Here is a 17,989-nt window from a genome sequence, read left to right on the forward strand (position 1 = left end):
CTGTTTACTAATAAAGAAAAGCCATGCATTTATCAGCAAATCAGCAGCGCGTTATTGGCTGCCTTTTAGAAAAACAAAGCACTACACCCGAGCATTATCCACTGTCGTTGAACGCACTGACGAATGCGTGTAACCAAAAATCAAATCGAGACCCGGTTGTAAACTTGAGCGAAAGTGATGTGCAACAAACACTTGATGAGCTTATAAGTCAGCGCCTTGTAACGCTAGACGAAGGGCTTTCGGGACGAGTTAATAAATACGATCACCGTTTTTGTAATACAGAATTTAGTAGCTTACAGTTGAGCACGCAGCAACGGGCAATTATATGTTTACTGCTGTTACGCGGCGCACAAACACCCGGTGAGCTAAGAACGCGCAGCGCTCGCCTAGCTGACTTTACAAACGTTAGCGAAGTAGAAACCGCCCTGAGCGCGTTAGCAAAAGATGACTACGTAACAAAGCTTGAGCGTGAGCCTGGCAAACGAGAAAGTCGCTACATGCACCTTTTTGCTGACCCAGCAGTAGCGCCAAGCCCAGTGCCAGCTACAGAAGTCGCAGAAGTTAAAAACGATGAAATTAACGAGTTACTTGCAGAAATTGAGGAACTAAAAGCCGAGCTTAGCCGTATAAAAGCACATTTAGGACTTTAATTAATAACCACTAAACCAGATAATGTAAGCCTATTTAAAAACAACTTATTAAATAACGAGGAGCTGGCCATGCGCGCCGAAATTATGGCTGAAATGAAAGTTCAGCCAACTATTGATGTAAACGCCGAAATTACCCGTCGAGTTAACTTTATAAAAGCACGTTTAGTGGCAGCCCATAGTGTATCGCTAGTGCTTGGAATTAGCGGCGGTGTTGACTCGTCGACCTGCGGGCGCTTGTGCCAATTAGCCGTAGATGAACTAAACGCAGAGCAAAACACTAATAAGTACCAATTTATTGCGGTTCGTTTGCCATACGGTGTACAAGCAGATGAAGACGAAGCGCAAATGGCCGTTGATTTTATCAAGCCAAGTAAACGCATGACCGTCAACGTAAAACCTGCTGCCGATGCATTACACGAGCAAGCTATGGCGGCGGTAGTAGGCAGTGGTGAAGAGCTACCTGAGCAAGCTAAAGTTGACTTTGTAAAAGGTAATGTAAAAGCACGCCAACGCATGGTAGCGCAATACGAAATAGCTGGTTTTTGCCAAGGCCTCGTTGTAGGTACCGATCACAGCGCTGAAAACATTACTGGTTTTTACACCAAATTTGGTGATGGCGCATGCGATTTAGCCCCATTATTTGGCTTATCAAAACGTCAAGTTCGCGCACTTGCAACTGCCTTAGGTGCGCCTGAACTATTAGTAACAAAAGCCCCAACAGCTGATTTAGAAAGTGACCGCCCAGGCCTCACCGATGAAGAAGCATTAGGACTGAGCTATGACCAAATTGACGACTTTTTAGAAGGCAAGCCGGTGGCTGCAGAGGTTGAGCAAAAGCTAACTGATATTTATGTTCGCACTCAGCATAAGCGCCAACCCATTCCGACTATTTACGATGATTTATAACGGCTAAACAGCTAGTGCTGCATATGCACTAGCTGATCTATTCGCCGTAATGTTACGTAAAACAAAAAACTGATTTATAGTTAATTTTAACGCCTGCCAAAGAGAAAACTGCATTACATGACATCTCCTATTTTAATAACAGGCGCTGGTCAACGTATTGGCCTTGCGCTTGCTAAGCACTTTTTATCGCAAGGCCAAGCTATTATTATTACCTATCGTACGCGCCACGATGCAGTCGACGACTTAGAACAACAAGGCGCCGTATGTATACACGCCGACTTTAGCAGCGATGCCGGTATAGCTAGCTTTATTGAAACACTCAAACAGCAAACTCACTCTTTACGTGCCATTGTGCACAATGCCTCTAGCTGGGACTGCGAAGCCAGTAACCCTGATTTTTCGAGTTTGTTTGATAACATGATGCGCATTCATGCCAAAACACCGTATTTAATTAATAATGCCTGTGCACAGCTATTAATGGCATACCAAGCTGATACTTGCACACCGGCTGACATTATTCATCTTACCGATTACGTTGTTGAAACAGGTAGCCCAAAGCACATTGCCTATGCCGCAAGTAAGGCTGCACTTGATAACTTAACCAAGTCGTTTAGCGCTAAGTACGCACCAAACATAAAGGTGAATTCGGTTGCGCCATCGTTGATTATTTTTAATCAGCACGATGACGAGGCTTACCGTGCTAAAACCCTTAAAAAATCTCTTATGGGTATAGAGCCAGGTTGCCAAGAAATTATTAATAGTATTGATTTATTACTGCGCAGCCACTACATCACAGGCCGCGCTTTGCCTGTTGATGGCGGCCGCCATTTAAAGTAGAACACACATTAAACTGAGAAATTTATGCATGACGATTTAAAGCAAAGCTACCAAAATATTATTACCGCTGTGGGTGAAGATGCAGGCCGAGAAGGTCTTCTCGATACACCAAAACGTGCAGCAAAAGCCATGGAGTATTTAACCAAAGGGTATCGTCAAACGCTTGATGAAATTACCAATAATGCGGTATTTAGCTCAGACGCTGACGATATGGTACTTGTGCAAGATATAGAGCTTTACTCTATGTGTGAGCACCACCTATTACCTTTTATTGGTCGTTGCCATATTGCTTATATTCCCGATGGCAAAGTACTAGGCTTATCTAAATTTGCACGTATTGTTGATATGTTTGCTCGCCGCTTTCAAATTCAAGAGCAGCTTACTCATCAAATTGCTAAAGCAGTTGAAGAGGTAACCGGCGCAAAAGGCGTAGGTGTTATTGTTGAAGCTAAACACATGTGTATGATGATGCGCGGTGTAGAAAAGCAAAACTCAAGCATGCGTACCTCTGTAATGCTAGGTAACTTTAGAAGTGACTCTAAAACGCGTAACGAGTTTTTACAGCTTATTAAGGGTTAATTATGGCCAACGCAATTATTAACGTAACCAACTTACGCTTACGTACATTTATTGGCTTTAACCCAGAAGAACGGGAAAAAAAGCAAGATGTAGTGATTAATTTAGAAATTCACTACCCTGCTGATGACGCCTGTAAAACAGACGAAGTGGACCAAGCGCTTAACTATAAAGTGATCACCAAAGAGGTGATAAACCTAGTAGAGCAAGGGCACTTTTTGTTGCTTGAAAAGCTGGTTGCCGAAATACTTGTAGTATGCCATACACATCCAAGCGTGCATTACGCAAAAGCCAGAGTAGATAAACCGCATGCACTGCGCTTTGCCGACTCAGTTTCGCTCACGCTTGATTGGACAAAGTAACTTTACAAAACCGCTTGTGCACCACTGGCAAGGGCAATAACGGCTAAATACCGCGCGCCTTTGCCAATGCTCACTAATAATAAAAACAGGCTAAAACGCACTTTAAATATGCCGCCAATTACCGTTAGTGGGTCGCCAACAATCGGCAGCCAAGCAAACAGTAAGCTATATACCCCATATTTTTTAAATTGAGATTGCGCTTTTTCAAGCCCCTTGGCCGATACCGGAAACCATTTTTTGTGCTTAAAACGCAGCACATGAGTTCCCAACCAATAATTAACACAACTTCCTAGCACATTACCTGAAGTAGCGGCTAACCACAGCAGCCACAGATTAGCTTTTGCTTGGCTTATCATGGTAACAAGTACCACTTCTGAAGAACTTGGTAATAAAGTAGCGGACACAAACGCACTAAAAAATAAGGTGATATAAAGCATTAAGTACTTAAAGTAAAAACCCAGCATACAGCTGGGTTTATTAAAGGGTCGTCATTTATTTTATCAAATTTAGACTCAGTGGGTAATTAAACTCTTTCCCTTCGTTGGCTTTAATACTGGCTAAAACCACCATGATAAAAGAAAAAATAGCCACTAAAGGCAGCAAAACGAGGCCGATTACGGCAAATACCAGTAAAAAACATACAAAGTAAGCTATAGCCATAGTAATTTGAAAATTAAGCGATTTTTTACCGTGTAAATCGACAATTGGCATTTCATCTTTTTTAATAAGCCATACCACTAATGGCCCAAGTATAGAGCCAAACGGAATAACAAAACCGGCTACAGCGCTTAAATGGCAAAGCATAGCCCATGTTTTTTCGTCTTTTGATAACGGCTCAAGCTGTTGATTTTCTTCCATTACGCTCTCCTTATTAGTTAATACATACTGCCTTTTTATTGAGCAGGTGTCTATATAGAGGCAGCTATATTGTTAAATAACACGCCCTAACCCGCTGTGATAAAAAAGTGATAACTTTGTGAGAGTTTCTTGAGGTGGTTATTCAATACTTAGCCTGAATCATCACTTACAGGAAATAATAATGAAAGCTTCAGCATTTACAGTTGCAACCCTTTTAGCAGTAGCTAGCCAATCAACATTGGCAGCAGAGCTAGAAGTAGAAATTACTAACCTTACTAAAGGCCTTTACTTTACACCGGTACTAATAACAGCACACGATAGCGAAGATCAACTATTTGAAGTTGCAACCGAAGCCTCTGCTGCACTGCAAGCAATGGCTGAAGGCGGCGATATATCAGCACTTGTTACTCAAGCGTCAGCATCGAGCAGCGATATTGCAGAAAACCCAGCGGCAGGCCTTTTAGCACCCGCGGCATCTGCAACAGCAGAGCTCACAACTACCGATGGCAACGAATACCTATCTGTAGCGGCTATGTTACTACCAACCAATGATGGCTTTGTAGGTCTAGATAGCTGGAAAGTTCCAACAGAAGCAGGCACCTACACTGTTTACCTCAATGGTTATGATGCAGGTACAGAAGCAAATAACGAACTTGTAGTAGAAGGCTCGGGTGCACCTGGTGTATTAGGTATCCCTGCTGCGCCGGGCGGCCAAGCTGGTACTAACGGCACAGGTATTACAACTGGCGATACAAATACGATGGTGCACATTCACCCCGGCGCCCTTGGCGATGATGACCTAGAAGGTGGAAACAGTGATTTGAATAACACTGTACACAGATGGTTAAACCCCGTTGCAAAATTAACTGTGACGGTTAAATAGGAGAGTTAATTATGTCATCTCTTTCTAATTTTAAAAAAAGTGCGCTTATTTTACTGTTAGCCAGCTCACTAGCCGCATGTGGCGATAACGATAATAACGACTCTATTGAAGAGCAAGAACCTGTGGTTGTTGAAGAGCCCGAACCTGTTGTTTATGAGTTTACTATCACTTTTAGTAACTTAACGGCTGGACAACCACTATCACCACTCTCGGTCATTGCATTTGATGAAACCCCACCATGGAAATTTGGTGAGACGGCTTCTGTTGCTTTAGAAATGATTGCTGAAAGCGGCGCTAATGAAGAGTACCTTAGCGATGAAAATGCACTTGCTTCAGCCTCGGCTGAAGGCGGCATTGGCCCTGGCGAAACAACCTCTGTAACCCTTTTAGTTGATGCACAAGATGTTCTTAATTTATCTTTTGCTGCCATGCTTGGGAATACAAATGACGCTTTTACCGGTCTTAGTTCTGTAGATGTATCAACATTGGAAGTAGGCAGTTCAATATCACGAACGACGCCAGCTTACGATGCAGGTACGGAGGCGAATACAGAAACAGCTGACACTGTGCCTGGTCCCGCTGCTGGCGGCGAAGGGTTTAACGAAATACGCGACGATATTGCCGATATAATCACAATGCACCCAGGTGTTGTGTCTAATCAAGATGGCTTATCAACCTCTGCACTAGGTGCTGAACATAAGTTTGATAACCCAGTATCAAAAATCGTGATCACTCGTACACAGTAAAAACAGCTTGTAATGGGGATGTAAGGCGACACGGATGTCCCTTTTTTACGAGGTTAACCATGCGGCACGAAAAAATACTGGTAGTAGAAGACGACAGAGAAATAGGGCAATTAATAACAACTCAACTTGCTGCGTTAAATTTGCATGTTGACCATGTTGTAAGCGCTGAGCTCGCACTTAAAAAAATAGCAAAACAACCTTACGGGCTTATTTTACTGGATATAAACCTGCCACAAATGGATGGCTTGAGTTTATGCCGTAAAATTAAAGAGCACTACCCTACCATTTCCGTTATTTTACTTACCGCGCTCAGTAGCGATATGGATCGTGTAATTGGTCTTGAAATGGGTGCTGATGACTATATTTGCAAACCCTTTTTTGCTCGTGAATTACAAGCCCGCGTTAAAACACAATTACGCCACCGCTCACAACTTCTAGCGATTCAAAATAACGAAAACGACAGCCCGTGCAACGAACAAACGCTAAATATAGGCTCACTCAATATTGAATTTAGCTCACATCAAGTTTATTTAGACGAACAAGCACTTAACCTCACCGCCACTGAATTTGATTTACTGGTATATTTTGCTCGCCACCCAAACCATGTTTTTAGCCGCCAGCAATTGCTCGACAAAGTATGGGGGTATCAGCACAGCGGGTACGAGCATACTGTTAACTCACATATAAATAGGCTACGCGCCAAACTTGAGCTACATCATCAAGCGCCTATTATCGAAACCGTTTGGGGCGTTGGCTACAAACTAAATCCAAGCCAACTTACTTAAGAGCCTTATTATGAACCTATCTTTATATCAAAAATTAGCGGTGTCGTTGGTGGTTATATTTTGCTTTATTTGTGCACTCGTTTACAGCTGGAGTAAACAACTAGAGCTCACCTCAAAACATCATGGCGAGCAAAACCTGCACTTAGCCCTTGCTGAGCATTTAGTACAAGATAACCCATTAATAAAAGAGGGTGTATACGACTACGCAGCCCTAGAAAACCTATTTCATACCTTAATGTTATTAGGCCCCGCATTTGAGTTTTATTTTGTGGATGAAAACGGAAAAATCCTCACTTACTCAGCAAAGCCTGGTAAAGTTAAACGCACTCATATTAATTTAGCCCCTTTAAAAAAGCTGATTAACAACCCAGCTGCAGCGCCAATTTATGGTGATGATCCAAGAAATAAAGCGCAGCAAAAAATATTCTCTGTAGCGCCTGTTTTTAATAACGATAAGCTGCAAGGGTACTTGTATGTAATTATTGGCGGTGAAGCTTACGATACCTCTTTAAACACAATTAAAAATAATGACAAACTATGGCTTGCCGCATTATGGCTTGGAGCTGCATTTGCATTTTTACTGATTGCGATGCTTATTTTACTGCGTTTTTTTACTAACCCTATTCAGCGATTAGCCCGTGATGTAAGCAATATTGAAGCAGCTAATTACAGCCTTACCGATACCAAGCTCAGTAACTATTCAACTCAAAAAAGTAACGAAGTGCACAGTTTAGGCCGTAACATTCAAGCTATGGTTACCCGAATTGACGAGCAATTTAAAGCACTTGAGCAAAGCGATAAACAGCGCAAGGAGTTGCTTACCCACTTATCTCACGATTTAAGAACCCCCTTAGCCTCCTTGCAGGGGTTTTTAGAGGTGCTTAATCAATCGGGGTCACAATTAAGCGCTCAAGAACAACAAGAATACTTACATGTATCCCTTAATAACTGCGCGCAGCTTAAACAGCTTATTGAACAAATTTTTGAATTAGCCCATTTAGAAAACGGTGAAATAAGCATACACAAAGAAACCTTTAATTTAGGTGAGCTTATTTACGATTGCATTGCTAAGTTTTCTCTAACCGCCGAGAAAAAAGGCCTTAACTTAACGGTAGAGCCTGCAATTTGCGATTTTCCTGTTGTAGCCGATATTGCAAAACTTGAGCGTGTTTTAAGTAATTTAATTGATAACGCAATAAGGCACACACCTAAAGGCGGCAGCATAGCTGTAAACGTTAAGCGTATTGATGAAAAGCAATTATTTGTGCAGGTTTCTGATACCGGCGTGGGTATTAAGCATGATGAGCTAAACGCAATTTTTAATCCGCATTACCAGGCTTCAAATTCAAATAACGAAGGGCGCCAACAAGGTGGCTTAGGGCTGGCTATTTGTAAGGGGTTACTAAAACTTATGGACAGTGAAATAAATGTACAAAGTGAGCTGGGCAAAGGCACTATGTTTAGCTTTAACTTGCCGCAAAAAATAAAGGTATAGCCAACGGCTATACCTTTAGGACATTACTTAATTTTGATTTTGTTAGTTTTTAATACCGGCTAAATCAAGCATAAATGCATAGTTTAGCGCAGTATCTTCTAGGCGTTTAAAGCGACCAGACGCCCCGCCATGGCCGGCTTCCATATCTATTTTAAACAGCAGTTTATTATCATCTGTTTTATAGTCACGCAGCTTTGCAACCCACTTAGCCGGTTCAAAGTATTGAACTTGTGAGTCATGTAAACCGGTAGTCACTAACATATTAGGATACGCTTGCTTTGAGACTTGATCATACGGCGAGTACGACAGCATGTAATCGTAGTACTCTTTTTCATTTGGGTTACCCCACTCACCATACTCATTGGTAGTAAGTGGTATGCTTGCATCAAGCATGGTGGTAACTACATCAACAAAAGGTACTGCTGCGACCACCCCTTTATATAGCTCTGGTGCTTGGTTAACCACCGCGCCCATTAATAAACCACCAGCACTACCACCGTAGGCAAATATTTCGTCTTTTGCGCCATAACCTTGTGCCACTAATGATTTGGTTACATCAACAAAGTCGTTAAAAGTGTTCTTTTTAGTTAATAACTTTCCGTCTTCATACCATGGGCGGCCTAACATTTGCGAACCACGCACATGCGCTATAGCAAACACAAAGCCACGGTCTAATAAGCTTAAACGTGAGCTTGAAAAAGTAGGGTCCATGGTGGCGCCGTACGAGCCATAACCATATTGCAGTAACGGGTTAGTCCCTTCTTTTTTAAATGTATCTTTACGGTACACTAAGCTTACGGGGACTTTTATACCATCGCGCGCATTTACAAAAATACGCTCCGAGGCATAGTTATCTGCGTTAAAATCACCTAACACGGCTTGCTGTTTAAGTAGGGTTTTATCACCTGATTTAAGGTCAATATCGTACGACGAAACCGGTGTCGTCATACTGGTATAATAAACACGTAATTTGTCGCTGTTTATATCGTTGTTGCCATAGCTTGCAATGGTATAGGCACTGTCGTTAAAGCTTAGCGTGTGCTCATCTCCAGTCGATAAATGGCGAACAATAAGGCGCGACTGACCCAGTTCTCGCTCTTGATATACAAGATAGTCTTTAAATAAATCAACGCCTTCTAGTTTAATATCATCGCGCGGCGCAATTACCGTTTGCCAATTTGCTTTATCATGCGCTTTATCTACATCCACCTTCATAAGCTGAAAGTTAACCGCATTTAAGTTAGTGACGATGTAATACGTATTGCCAAGCTTTGAAATACTGTATTCTAGGTCGTCTTCACGCTCAATTAAGCGCTTAGGTTTTGCTTTATTATCATCTGCGCTGAGTACCGACATACCAGAGGCATTGGTGCTGCTGTGCCAAATATATATTTCTGAGCCATCTTTGCTCTTACTAATACCCGTGTAATAACTTGTATCAGCTTCTTCGTAAATAAGTTCATCATCGCTTTGCGGTGTACCTAACGTATGGCGAAAAACTTGATAGCCAAGTAAGGTTTGTGCATCTTTTTTAATGTAGTAAAAGGTTTTATTATCGTTTGCCCAAATAACGCCGCCGTTTGTTCCCTCAAGCGTGTCTTCGAGTAATTGGCCTGTGGTTAAATCTTTTACCTTTATGGTGTAAATTCTACGGCTAACGGTGTCTTCCCCGTACGCCATTAAATTTCCGTTAGTACTTACAGATAAGCCACTTACAGCAAAGTAGTCGTGATCTTTGGCCAACGCATTTACATCTAAAATAACTTGCTGATCAGTGCCTTTAAAATCGCTACTGCGAACATAGGTAGGGTATTCGTTTTCGCCACGCGTTTGTGATGAATAAAAATAGTCGCCTTTTTTAACAGGCACCGAGTCATCGTCTTTTTTAATACGCCCTTTTAACTCTTCAAATAACTTATCTTGCAATGTTTGAGTATGCGCAAGCATTGCCTCGGTATAAGCGTTTTCAGCATTTAAGTAACTTATAACGTCTGGCGCTTTACGCTCGTCATCACGCAACCAGTAGTAATCATCAATACGCGTATCGCCATGAATCGTCATTTCATGAGGTACTTTTTTAGCAATTGGCGCCACGGCGCTCACTGGTTTTTCTGTTTGTTGTGTTTGCATAGTAGTTGCTGTATCTGAAGGTGTACTTTTTGGCGCATTATCACACCCGGCTAGCACAGCGAGTGATAACGCGGCTAGCGTGAATGAAGAACGAATCATTATGAAATCTCTATGGTTTTTATTATTGGTGCTATTAAATATACCTAATAATAAAGCGTGGTGTAATTTAGTTTGTGAAGCTATGTAAAAAGGGAGCCGAGGCTCCCTTTAAAATAACGTGCTAGTTATAAAATTACTTTTGTTTACGACGACGCATAAATGCAAACGGCGCAGCAAGTAATGTTAACCAAGCTAGTGAGCCCGATGAACCATTGCTTTCAGGCTCTGGTGTTGGCGTCACTGGCTGAGGGTCTGCAATGGTATCGTTAACAACGATTGATACCATAGTTTCTTCGGCGCTAGTGCCTGATGCTTCACGCACTGTGTATGTAAAGCTATCTTCACCAGAGAACTGTGCATTTGGCGTATAATCAATCGTGCCATCTTCATTCACGGTTGTAGAGCCATTTGCAGGTGCAGAAACCACCTCAACAGTTGATGCCACTAAGCTGCCTTTAATTCTTACACCTTTATGGGCAGAGAATTCTGCGTTTTCTGTTTCTGAAGAGGCTACTGCGTCAAATACAAAACGCGACTCAGCCATATCATTAGCTAATACATCAATAGTCACTGTTTGTTCTTCATCAACTTCTACTGCATCTGCGGCTGTGTAATGGCTGCGATCTTTTGCAAAGGCTTGATATTGAATATCAACAACACCGCCTTTGATTTGATCGACTAAGTAGCCACTACCAATAGCATTACCCGTTGGAACTGTGTCCAGCATTGCACCTACGTTGCCATCAGCAGACTCTACACCCGCTGAGTAAGGCGCAGGTAAAGCAGGCACATCAATGTAGTTCATACGAACTTCATCAGTGCCTTCTTTTAAGATCACTTGGAACGTGTACTTATCACCTAAAGAACTACCCCAAAGCTCAACGTCATGCCATTCTACAACTACATAGCCGCTATCAAATTTAGCCACATAAAGATCACCGCCACCGCTCGTGCCACCAGCTAAATCAAAGTCAGCCCAAAGCGGCGCAATAACACCATTAGGTGTACGTGCATTAGGCATTGCTTGAGGGCTCCAAGAGTTAGTTGTATTTACATCTGCACCAACAGCAATAAAGCCGTTATCTGAGATAGTAAATGCTGAGTACTCTTTCCCATCAAAAATAAAGTCAGCTTCAACCGTAATGGTTATCTCATCACACCCGTCAGGACATGCTTGTGGTTCAATGCCTTCATCAGCCAATGAGAAGGTACCTAAGAAATCACTGCTGTTAATAGCAAATTCTTTTGATCCCAATGTACCCGTCCAGGTTAGCTCTTTATTGTCTTCACTTAATGTTACTTCACCTGCACCATTAGTCACTTCAACAACAGGGGCAGCACCTTTAAGAAGCTCCGCATTTTCGTCAAGTTTTACATTTACTGATAGCTCGTCAGTGAACAGAGTATTATTAAATTGCACTCCTATTTTTGCAGGAGTAGAAGAATTTAAAGAATCGGCATCGACTGTTGCACTAAACACACTGCTATTTGTTGCTTCGTTATCGTAAATAGCAAATGGTAAGTGAGCGATTTGACCTGTCTCAGTATGAGTCCACACTACGTGGCCAAAGTTCCAACCTTTTACATCGTTAAATGTTGAATCAATATCTAAGTTAAATTCAGCCATGTCAGTGCTTGTTTCTGTACCTTCTGCATCCGTTGAAGTAGAACCATGCGCGCCAAGCATAACGGTGCTAGGCGAAACTGTAATTTCAGCGCCTTGCATATCAGTTACTACTTTTGCAGTCCACTCACCAGCAACATCAGTCATATTTTGCACGGTATTTGAGAAACTACAAACACTTAAACAACTAGGGTCAGCGTAAGAGCCATGATCAAATGTAAGTGCTGCCTCTAGCGCATTAGGCATATCTAATCGACCGGCACCTACATCAAATGCATCAGCTTTGGTTACTAAGTCTTCTTTATGTAGGCCATCCATTTTAGATGAGCTCATAAGCGCCGTTTTGATTTGTACCGCATTCCACTCTGGGTGAGCTTGCTTCATCAATGCTGCTGCACCAGCAACATGAGGGCTTGCCATACTTGTACCTGTAATGGCATTAAAGGTAATACCATTACCTTCATCTGGCGAGTACGCAGATAAAATATCTGTACCTGGCGCTGCAATATCAGGTTTTAAGAAGCTAGGCTCACCATTAGGACCACGCGAACTTGAAGAGTTTACTGCATCAGTAAATTTCTCTTGAATTGTTCTTTTAACACTAGGGTCGAGTGAAGCAATAACCGGCTCTTCAGCTGCAGTTAACAGCTCAACCAAGCTTAAACCATCTTCTTGACTAATCGCTGAGGCTGGAATTGTGGCGTCATCCATAGACATGCCCATTGCACCGCCAGCAACATTGTTGTGGATAATTACCGCTGTTGCACCTGCTTTCGCCGCATTTTCAGCTTTGGCTGAAAACGCACAGCTACCACGAGAGATTAATGCTACAGAGTCTGCAAATGAGATATCTTCAGCAAACTCTTCACACCCTTCAAAATTATCAGGAGCAATCACTTGCGCCGAAATAATAGGAAGTGAAATAGGGTCTGTTAATAAACCATTGCTTCCTTCAATGCTTAAATAGGTTTCACCTGCCACTTCAATTTGTTGAGAGAAGAAACGCCCTGTTTGCGTATTGGCAACTGTTAAACCAGACTCAATACAGCTAGGGCAACCAATTGTTTGTGCGCCGTTACCATCGTTACCCGCTGCAGTTACAACCACTACACCCGCTTCTTCTGCAGCTGTGAATAAATCACTGTATGCACTGCTTGATGGATTACCACCTGCACCACCGCCCCACGAGTTATTAATTACGTCTGCGCCATCTTTAATGGCCGCTTCTAATGCCCCCATTAGTGCAACGGTAGTACCGCTGCCTCGTCCATCGGCTGTGTGCCAAAGCGCTTTATAAGCCATTAACTGTGCCGCTGGTGCAACACCTGAAATTGACACGTTATTGTCTTGGTAAGTAATTTCAATTGGGTTACCTACAGCAGTACCAGCAACATGCGTTCCGTGACCGTCGTAACCGAGTGGAGAACCAATATATTCATCAGGGTGAACATCGCTTGGTGTTGGGCCAAATGCACGCGCCACTATTAATTTATTATTACAAAAATCGGCTTCACCACCCTCTATACGACAGTAATCGGGGTTTTCTGCGATGTAAGCCGCTTCTTCTTCACTAAACTCTGCAGCTGCAAAACCCACATCTGAAAACATAGGGTTTTCTGGGCGAATACCCGAGTCAATAATAGCAACTTTAACGCCTTTACCAGCTTCAGATTGACCACCAAGCGCCTGCCATGCCTCAACGCCTCTAATCACATCAATAGAAGCATCCATTAATGTGTGGTACTCAGTATCTAAAAATACTTTTTTTACACCCGCAAGTTTAGCGAGCTTTTCACGTTGACCTTGCTCACCTTCTACCACAATACCGTTGAATAACGTACTAAATGAATGTGAAACTGAGCCACCGCTAACAGATGCGGCTACTTGCGCTACACTTTTTTGTTTTGCTTTTAAGTAGCTGCTGTACTTTAACGCAGGTGCTGAAGATAGATTAACTTTACTATCCCCAGTTACTGCTGCAGAGGTTGCTTCAAGCCCTGCAATGCCGCCTTTGTAGGTTGCTAGCGGCTCGTCTTCAAGCTGGATAATATAGCGTGCTTTAGTAGAAATGGTTTTATCTTGAGAGTATGTTTTTACACTTGATGTTTCTGGGACATATCCTTTAGATAAATCAGGTGCGGCGGCTGCACCGTATGACATCATAGCTAAACCTATAGCTGATGAAATAGCGGTTCTTTTCAGTGTTATATTAGACATTATTTCCCCTGGAGTGAGTTTTATATTATTGTATTTACTCAATTCAATGTGATTAGAATTGTGATTTTAATATAGAACTACAGCCCTCAGGCTAGCAACAACTCAATTACAAGTGGATTACAAAACTGCAGGAATAGCATCGCAAAAACATCACAACAAACTAATTTTAAATAAGTTTTTCTCTTTCTGTAATTTGTAAATCACTGTAAACAAAACCTAACTTCTCTATGGAAAATGAATGAGTAACGACGTTATAAATATTTTAACCATGGCTAAAGTAATTCAGACAGCCGTCGCCCCAGTCTTTTTAATTACGGGTATTGCTGCCACGCTCGGGGTTTTATCTAATCGCTTAGCCCGCATTACTGACCGTGCGCGACAACTTGAGCGAAAACTCAAGGTAAGCACCGATGAAGACTTTAATAAAACCCTAGCCACAGAGCTGCGAGCCCTGTTAAAGCGCTCTCGATGTATTCATATTGCTTTTAGTATGAGCGTGCTAAGCGCCTTGCTAGTATGCGCTGTGGTTATGCTGTTGTTTTTATCACACATTCAGTCTATTAATTTAGGGGTAACAATTGCCAGCTGTTTTGTGGCTGCAATGGCCTTATTAATATGTGGTTTTATGTCGTTACTTGGCGAGGTATTTTTGGCCACACGTAGTATGCGCCGAGGGATGATATTTGCTGATATTAACGATTAGCAATAAAAAAGCCCGAGATTTTCTCGGGCTTTTATCACAACATTTTAATTTTATTGTGCAGTATAAATAGTCTCTAACACTTCAATTCGCGCTTCTTTAGTATAATCAGTTGACTTTAATTGCTCTGCAGCAGCTAAAATATCTTGACCCTCATTAACAGCTAAAACCGCTATTTTAGTACCTGGGAAAACAGACACTACCTTTAAGCCAGACAGCTGAGCTACCTCTGTTGCGTTCATGCCATCTTTAAGCAAAACAGTAATATTGCCAGAAAGCGACGTTAAGTTGTTTGTTAGGACATTACGTACCAGTGTACCTTTTGTTACTAACGATGAAGCCTCAGAAGACTCAACAACCGCCATCTCACCTTTGGTAGAAACAACATACTCATCAGCAGCAACACTTGTTGGTACTAAACGTAAGTTTTTTTCTACAACGTAAGAGCCAAAGTCGGTTTTGCTGTATTTCACACTATTTACCGGCTTTTTTGGAAGTTGCAGCTTTTTATCTGCTACTGAACTCGCTGTTGCACTTAGAGAAATACACGCAGCAGCACCTAAAATAACTAATTTATTCATTTTCATATCTATATTCCTTACTCTTGACCTGCGTGACCAAATGCTCTCAACGAAACGCCTTCTAAAACGCTTGCGGCACGGTTATTTGAAATACCTACGGCACCAAGTCCGTTATCCCCGCCATCGCTGAATGCAAAGCTATCTGCTGCTGCATCAAGAACACGAATAGTCCAAGTACCTTTTGTTGTCTCGCCATAGAAAGCATTAGACAGTAGTACCGCATCTTTTAAAACATAGCCTGTGTTCCAACCGTTAGTAAAGCTATAAGCTGGGTAAAATAGAGCTTGCTTAGACGCTAGTAATACACTGCGTGTGCCTGATGGAGACGTCACTTCAATTGCTAAATCGGTACCAGCAGAGGTTTGCGTACCATCCGCTAAACCAAAGCCCATTTCAGTATTGCTCACATCAAACTTAAACTGCATTGCTTCAATGTTTAGCTCTTCTTCAACAGTGATTTGCTGTGTAACACCCGCGGCACTGTTATCTGGGATTTCTAGCGTAAGGGCATCTTCTTCAACAACAGAGCCAACACCACTCCAATCTGTAATAACTTGCTCACCTAATGCTACGTCGTACTCTTTTGCCATCGCAACTGCAGCACCAGCATCTACACGTCCAAAACCATATAAGTTATTAAAGTTATAGCCTGCTGCATTTTCAACCCAGCCGTCATGCGCTACAAATTCACCTTCACCAACGCTAAGCGTTACAACTTCATCTTCTGCATCGTTAACTGTGCTTGTAGTAGCTAAGATATGACGAACATCGCGCCATGTTAGCTCTGAATTAGCTGATAAAATCAGTGATACTACACCTGACGCATTAGGTGCTGCCGAAGAAGTACCATTAAACGTTGAGGTATAGTTACAGCTAGCGTTATCTTCATGTCCTGGGTAGTTGAATGGGTATTGCGATGCAGCAAAGTCTTCGCCATATGCTGCAGCCCATGCCGTAATCGAGCTACCATTAAAGCCTGAGTACCCGTTAATACAGGTCATTTGGTCAGTTGTTACCATGGCAGGTGCCCAGCGCCCGTATTCACCCGCAGGGGCTGAAACCATTAAGTTAGCACCACCGCTTGAGTAGCTTGTATGCGTACCATCAGCATTTACAGCTGCAACGCTTAAGTAATATGGATGACCTTGGCTTGGCTCAAACGCGCCGTTATAACAAGTAAGGCCTAGCTCATTTGCGCCGTTATCAGCACATAATGACCCTTCACCGCTACCATCGACAAACGAGTTACCGCTCGATTTCATGTTTAGGGCACCTTTACCATCACGAAGGTTAAGGTTAGGGTATGACTCGATAGCTTCATCTAGCTCTGAGTAGCCAATAAACGTTGGGAATGTAATACCGTAGCTGCGGTTAAACGCAGAAATATTTTCTGATGTGCTAATACCGCTACCTGGGAAACCATGCGCGAGTAAATCAGTTTGCTCAATTTTATCGCCACCTAGGTAGTTCATGCCAATTAGACCAGCATCTGGTGCAACACCGCGCCCGCCCTTACCATTCCAACCTTTCGCTGCAATTAAGCCTGCAACACTGGTACCGTGGTCGCCGCTATTTGACAGGCTAGTAGGGTCGGTGCGATCCAACACATCAACATCTAAATTTAAAGAACGGTTTGGTAACACGTTATCAACTAAGTCTTCGTGACGAATTTCCATACCAGAGTCAACAACAACCGCCGTTACGCCAGCACCTGTAACACCTTGAGCGTACGCAGCTGCTACGTTCATATCTTCGCCAGCAACCAATTCTTCTGCTTCTGATTCAGCAAAATCCTCGTCAAAAATAGTTTGCGCTTCTTCTTCGCTGTAACCTAATTGGTTGACATATAAATCAATTAGGCCTTGTTTCATTTCATCGCTTAGAGCGTACGATTTTTGACCTGTGTTACGCAGGTGCCATTGCTGATTAGCTAACGGGTCAGTTGCAATATCACTAATTGTTAATTGCGCAGACGCCGACTTACCATTTGCATTAGCGGTGTAATCAATTACCGCGTCTTCGCCTGAAACAGGAACGTAAGTAAAGGTATCGCCTTCAACTGTTAGTAAGCCATGGCTAAAAGTATATACGCCATTTTGCGCTTCAACCGCTTCACCATTTTCAGTAAATGTATAACTAAGTGTATCGCCATCGTTATCACTTGCATTAAACTCAGCAGTTACAGGTACCCATTGCTTTAAACCGGCAACGGCTACATCGCTTGCTTTTGGTGCAACATCAGTTACTACAGCAACTTGGCTATTATTGTCATTGTCGCTGCCACCACACCCTGCTAGCGTCATAACTACTGCGGCAGAAAGTGCCGACATTTTAAAAATATTATGCTTCATAAACTTCCTTCGTTAATTATTTTTATGATGACTCAAGGTACACAACAGGGGTATTAATAGCAACTCACCGTTTACAGTCGTTAACAATAAACTGACAAGGTGTAATGATATATTCAGAAAACAAGCTGCGAGACATTAAAGTTTCACTTGAATAAAATATATAATCGATTCAAGATGTCTGATTAGTAG

Annotated in this window: 16 protein-coding genes; 10 read left to right on the top strand and 6 right to left on the bottom strand. The window is 42.4% G+C overall.

The features are described from left to right. The first annotated feature begins 23 nt into the window (after positions 1-23). The 5 genes from MTN96_RS27035 (at position 24) to folX (ending at position 3,331) form a co-directional block, all read left to right on the top strand. A complete protein-coding gene (locus tag MTN96_RS27035) occupies positions 24-650 on the top strand; it encodes a YceH family protein (RefSeq protein WP_248533355.1) in 627 nt (208 codons plus the stop codon). Between the two features lie 69 nt (positions 651-719). Further along, positions 720-1,556: an ammonia-dependent NAD(+) synthetase gene (gene nadE / locus MTN96_RS27040; RefSeq protein WP_024032089.1), complete on the top strand. Its 837-nt coding sequence runs from the start codon at positions 720-722 to the stop codon at positions 1,554-1,556. Between the two features lie 117 nt (positions 1,557-1,673). After that, positions 1,674-2,393, top strand: coding sequence for a dihydromonapterin reductase (folM, locus tag MTN96_RS27045; protein WP_248533357.1), 720 nt, complete (start codon positions 1,674-1,676; stop codon positions 2,391-2,393). Positions 2,394-2,417: 24 nt separating this feature from the next. After that, positions 2,418-2,972 carry a GTP cyclohydrolase I FolE gene (folE, locus tag MTN96_RS27050; RefSeq protein ID WP_004589001.1) on the top strand — a complete coding sequence of 185 codons (555 nt, stop codon included), beginning with the start codon at positions 2,418-2,420 and terminating at the stop codon, positions 2,970-2,972. 2 nt (positions 2,973-2,974) lie between these two features. Next, on the top strand, positions 2,975-3,331 hold the full coding sequence (folX, locus tag MTN96_RS27055; RefSeq protein WP_248533359.1) for a dihydroneopterin triphosphate 2'-epimerase: 357 nt from the start codon (positions 2,975-2,977) through the stop codon (positions 3,329-3,331). A gap of 2 nt (positions 3,332-3,333) precedes the next feature. On the opposite strand, the gene MTN96_RS27060 is transcribed toward folX, so the two are convergent. Beyond that, positions 3,334-3,768, bottom strand: coding sequence for a YqaA family protein (locus MTN96_RS27060; protein ID WP_024032092.1), 435 nt, complete (start codon positions 3,766-3,768; stop codon positions 3,334-3,336). Positions 3,769-3,823: 55 nt separating this feature from the next. Beyond that, positions 3,824-4,189 carry a DUF4870 domain-containing protein gene (locus MTN96_RS27065; protein WP_024032093.1) on the bottom strand — a complete coding sequence of 122 codons (366 nt, stop codon included), beginning with the start codon at positions 4,187-4,189 and terminating at the stop codon, positions 3,824-3,826. A 181-nt stretch (positions 4,190-4,370) separates the two neighbouring features. On the opposite strand from MTN96_RS27065, the gene MTN96_RS27070 reads away from it, so the two are divergent. Genes MTN96_RS27070 through MTN96_RS27085 form a run of 4 tightly spaced genes read left to right on the top strand, consistent with a single transcriptional unit; the run spans position 4,371 to position 8,098 of the window. Then, positions 4,371-5,072, top strand: coding sequence for a spondin domain-containing protein (locus tag MTN96_RS27070; protein WP_096040944.1), 702 nt, complete (start codon positions 4,371-4,373; stop codon positions 5,070-5,072). Between the two features lie 11 nt (positions 5,073-5,083). After that, entirely contained in the window at positions 5,084-5,818 is a 735-nt protein-coding gene (locus MTN96_RS27075) for a spondin domain-containing protein (protein ID WP_248533361.1), read from the top strand. A gap of 59 nt (positions 5,819-5,877) precedes the next feature. Then, the gene (locus MTN96_RS27080) at positions 5,878-6,603 is read left to right on the top strand and encodes a response regulator transcription factor (protein ID WP_004589008.1); all 726 of its coding nucleotides are present in this window, start codon (positions 5,878-5,880) and stop codon (positions 6,601-6,603) included. Positions 6,604-6,613: 10 nt separating this feature from the next. Beyond that, the gene (locus MTN96_RS27085) at positions 6,614-8,098 is read left to right on the top strand and encodes a cell wall metabolism sensor histidine kinase WalK (RefSeq protein ID WP_248533363.1); all 1,485 of its coding nucleotides are present in this window, start codon (positions 6,614-6,616) and stop codon (positions 8,096-8,098) included. Positions 8,099-8,140: 42 nt separating this feature from the next. Here the strand turns inward: MTN96_RS27085 and MTN96_RS27090 are convergent, their stop codons facing one another. Together MTN96_RS27090 and MTN96_RS27095 are read right to left on the bottom strand one after the other, a co-directional pair. Beyond that, positions 8,141-10,327, bottom strand: coding sequence for a S9 family peptidase (locus MTN96_RS27090; RefSeq protein WP_248533365.1), 2,187 nt, complete (start codon positions 10,325-10,327; stop codon positions 8,141-8,143). Between the two features lie 133 nt (positions 10,328-10,460). Further along, positions 10,461-14,168, bottom strand: a complete 3,708-nt coding sequence (locus tag MTN96_RS27095) for a S8 family serine peptidase (RefSeq protein WP_248533367.1) — start codon at positions 14,166-14,168, stop codon at positions 10,461-10,463. Between the two features lie 238 nt (positions 14,169-14,406). On the opposite strand from MTN96_RS27095, the gene MTN96_RS27100 reads away from it, so the two are divergent. Next, complete coding sequence (locus tag MTN96_RS27100) at positions 14,407-14,871, top strand: DUF2721 domain-containing protein (RefSeq protein ID WP_004589012.1); 465 nt, start codon at positions 14,407-14,409, stop codon at positions 14,869-14,871. 50 nt (positions 14,872-14,921) lie between these two features. On the opposite strand, the gene MTN96_RS27105 is transcribed toward MTN96_RS27100, so the two are convergent. Both MTN96_RS27105 and MTN96_RS27110 read right to left on the bottom strand, forming a co-directional pair. After that, complete coding sequence (locus MTN96_RS27105; RefSeq protein ID WP_248533369.1) at positions 14,922-15,455, bottom strand: hypothetical protein; 534 nt, start codon at positions 15,453-15,455, stop codon at positions 14,922-14,924. Between the two features lie 11 nt (positions 15,456-15,466). Further along, positions 15,467-17,800 carry a S8 family serine peptidase gene (locus MTN96_RS27110; protein ID WP_248533371.1) on the bottom strand — a complete coding sequence of 778 codons (2,334 nt, stop codon included), beginning with the start codon at positions 17,798-17,800 and terminating at the stop codon, positions 15,467-15,469. Positions 17,801-17,989 lie beyond the last annotated feature (189 nt).

This window comes from Pseudoalteromonas sp. 2CM28B, from assembly GCF_023161935.1.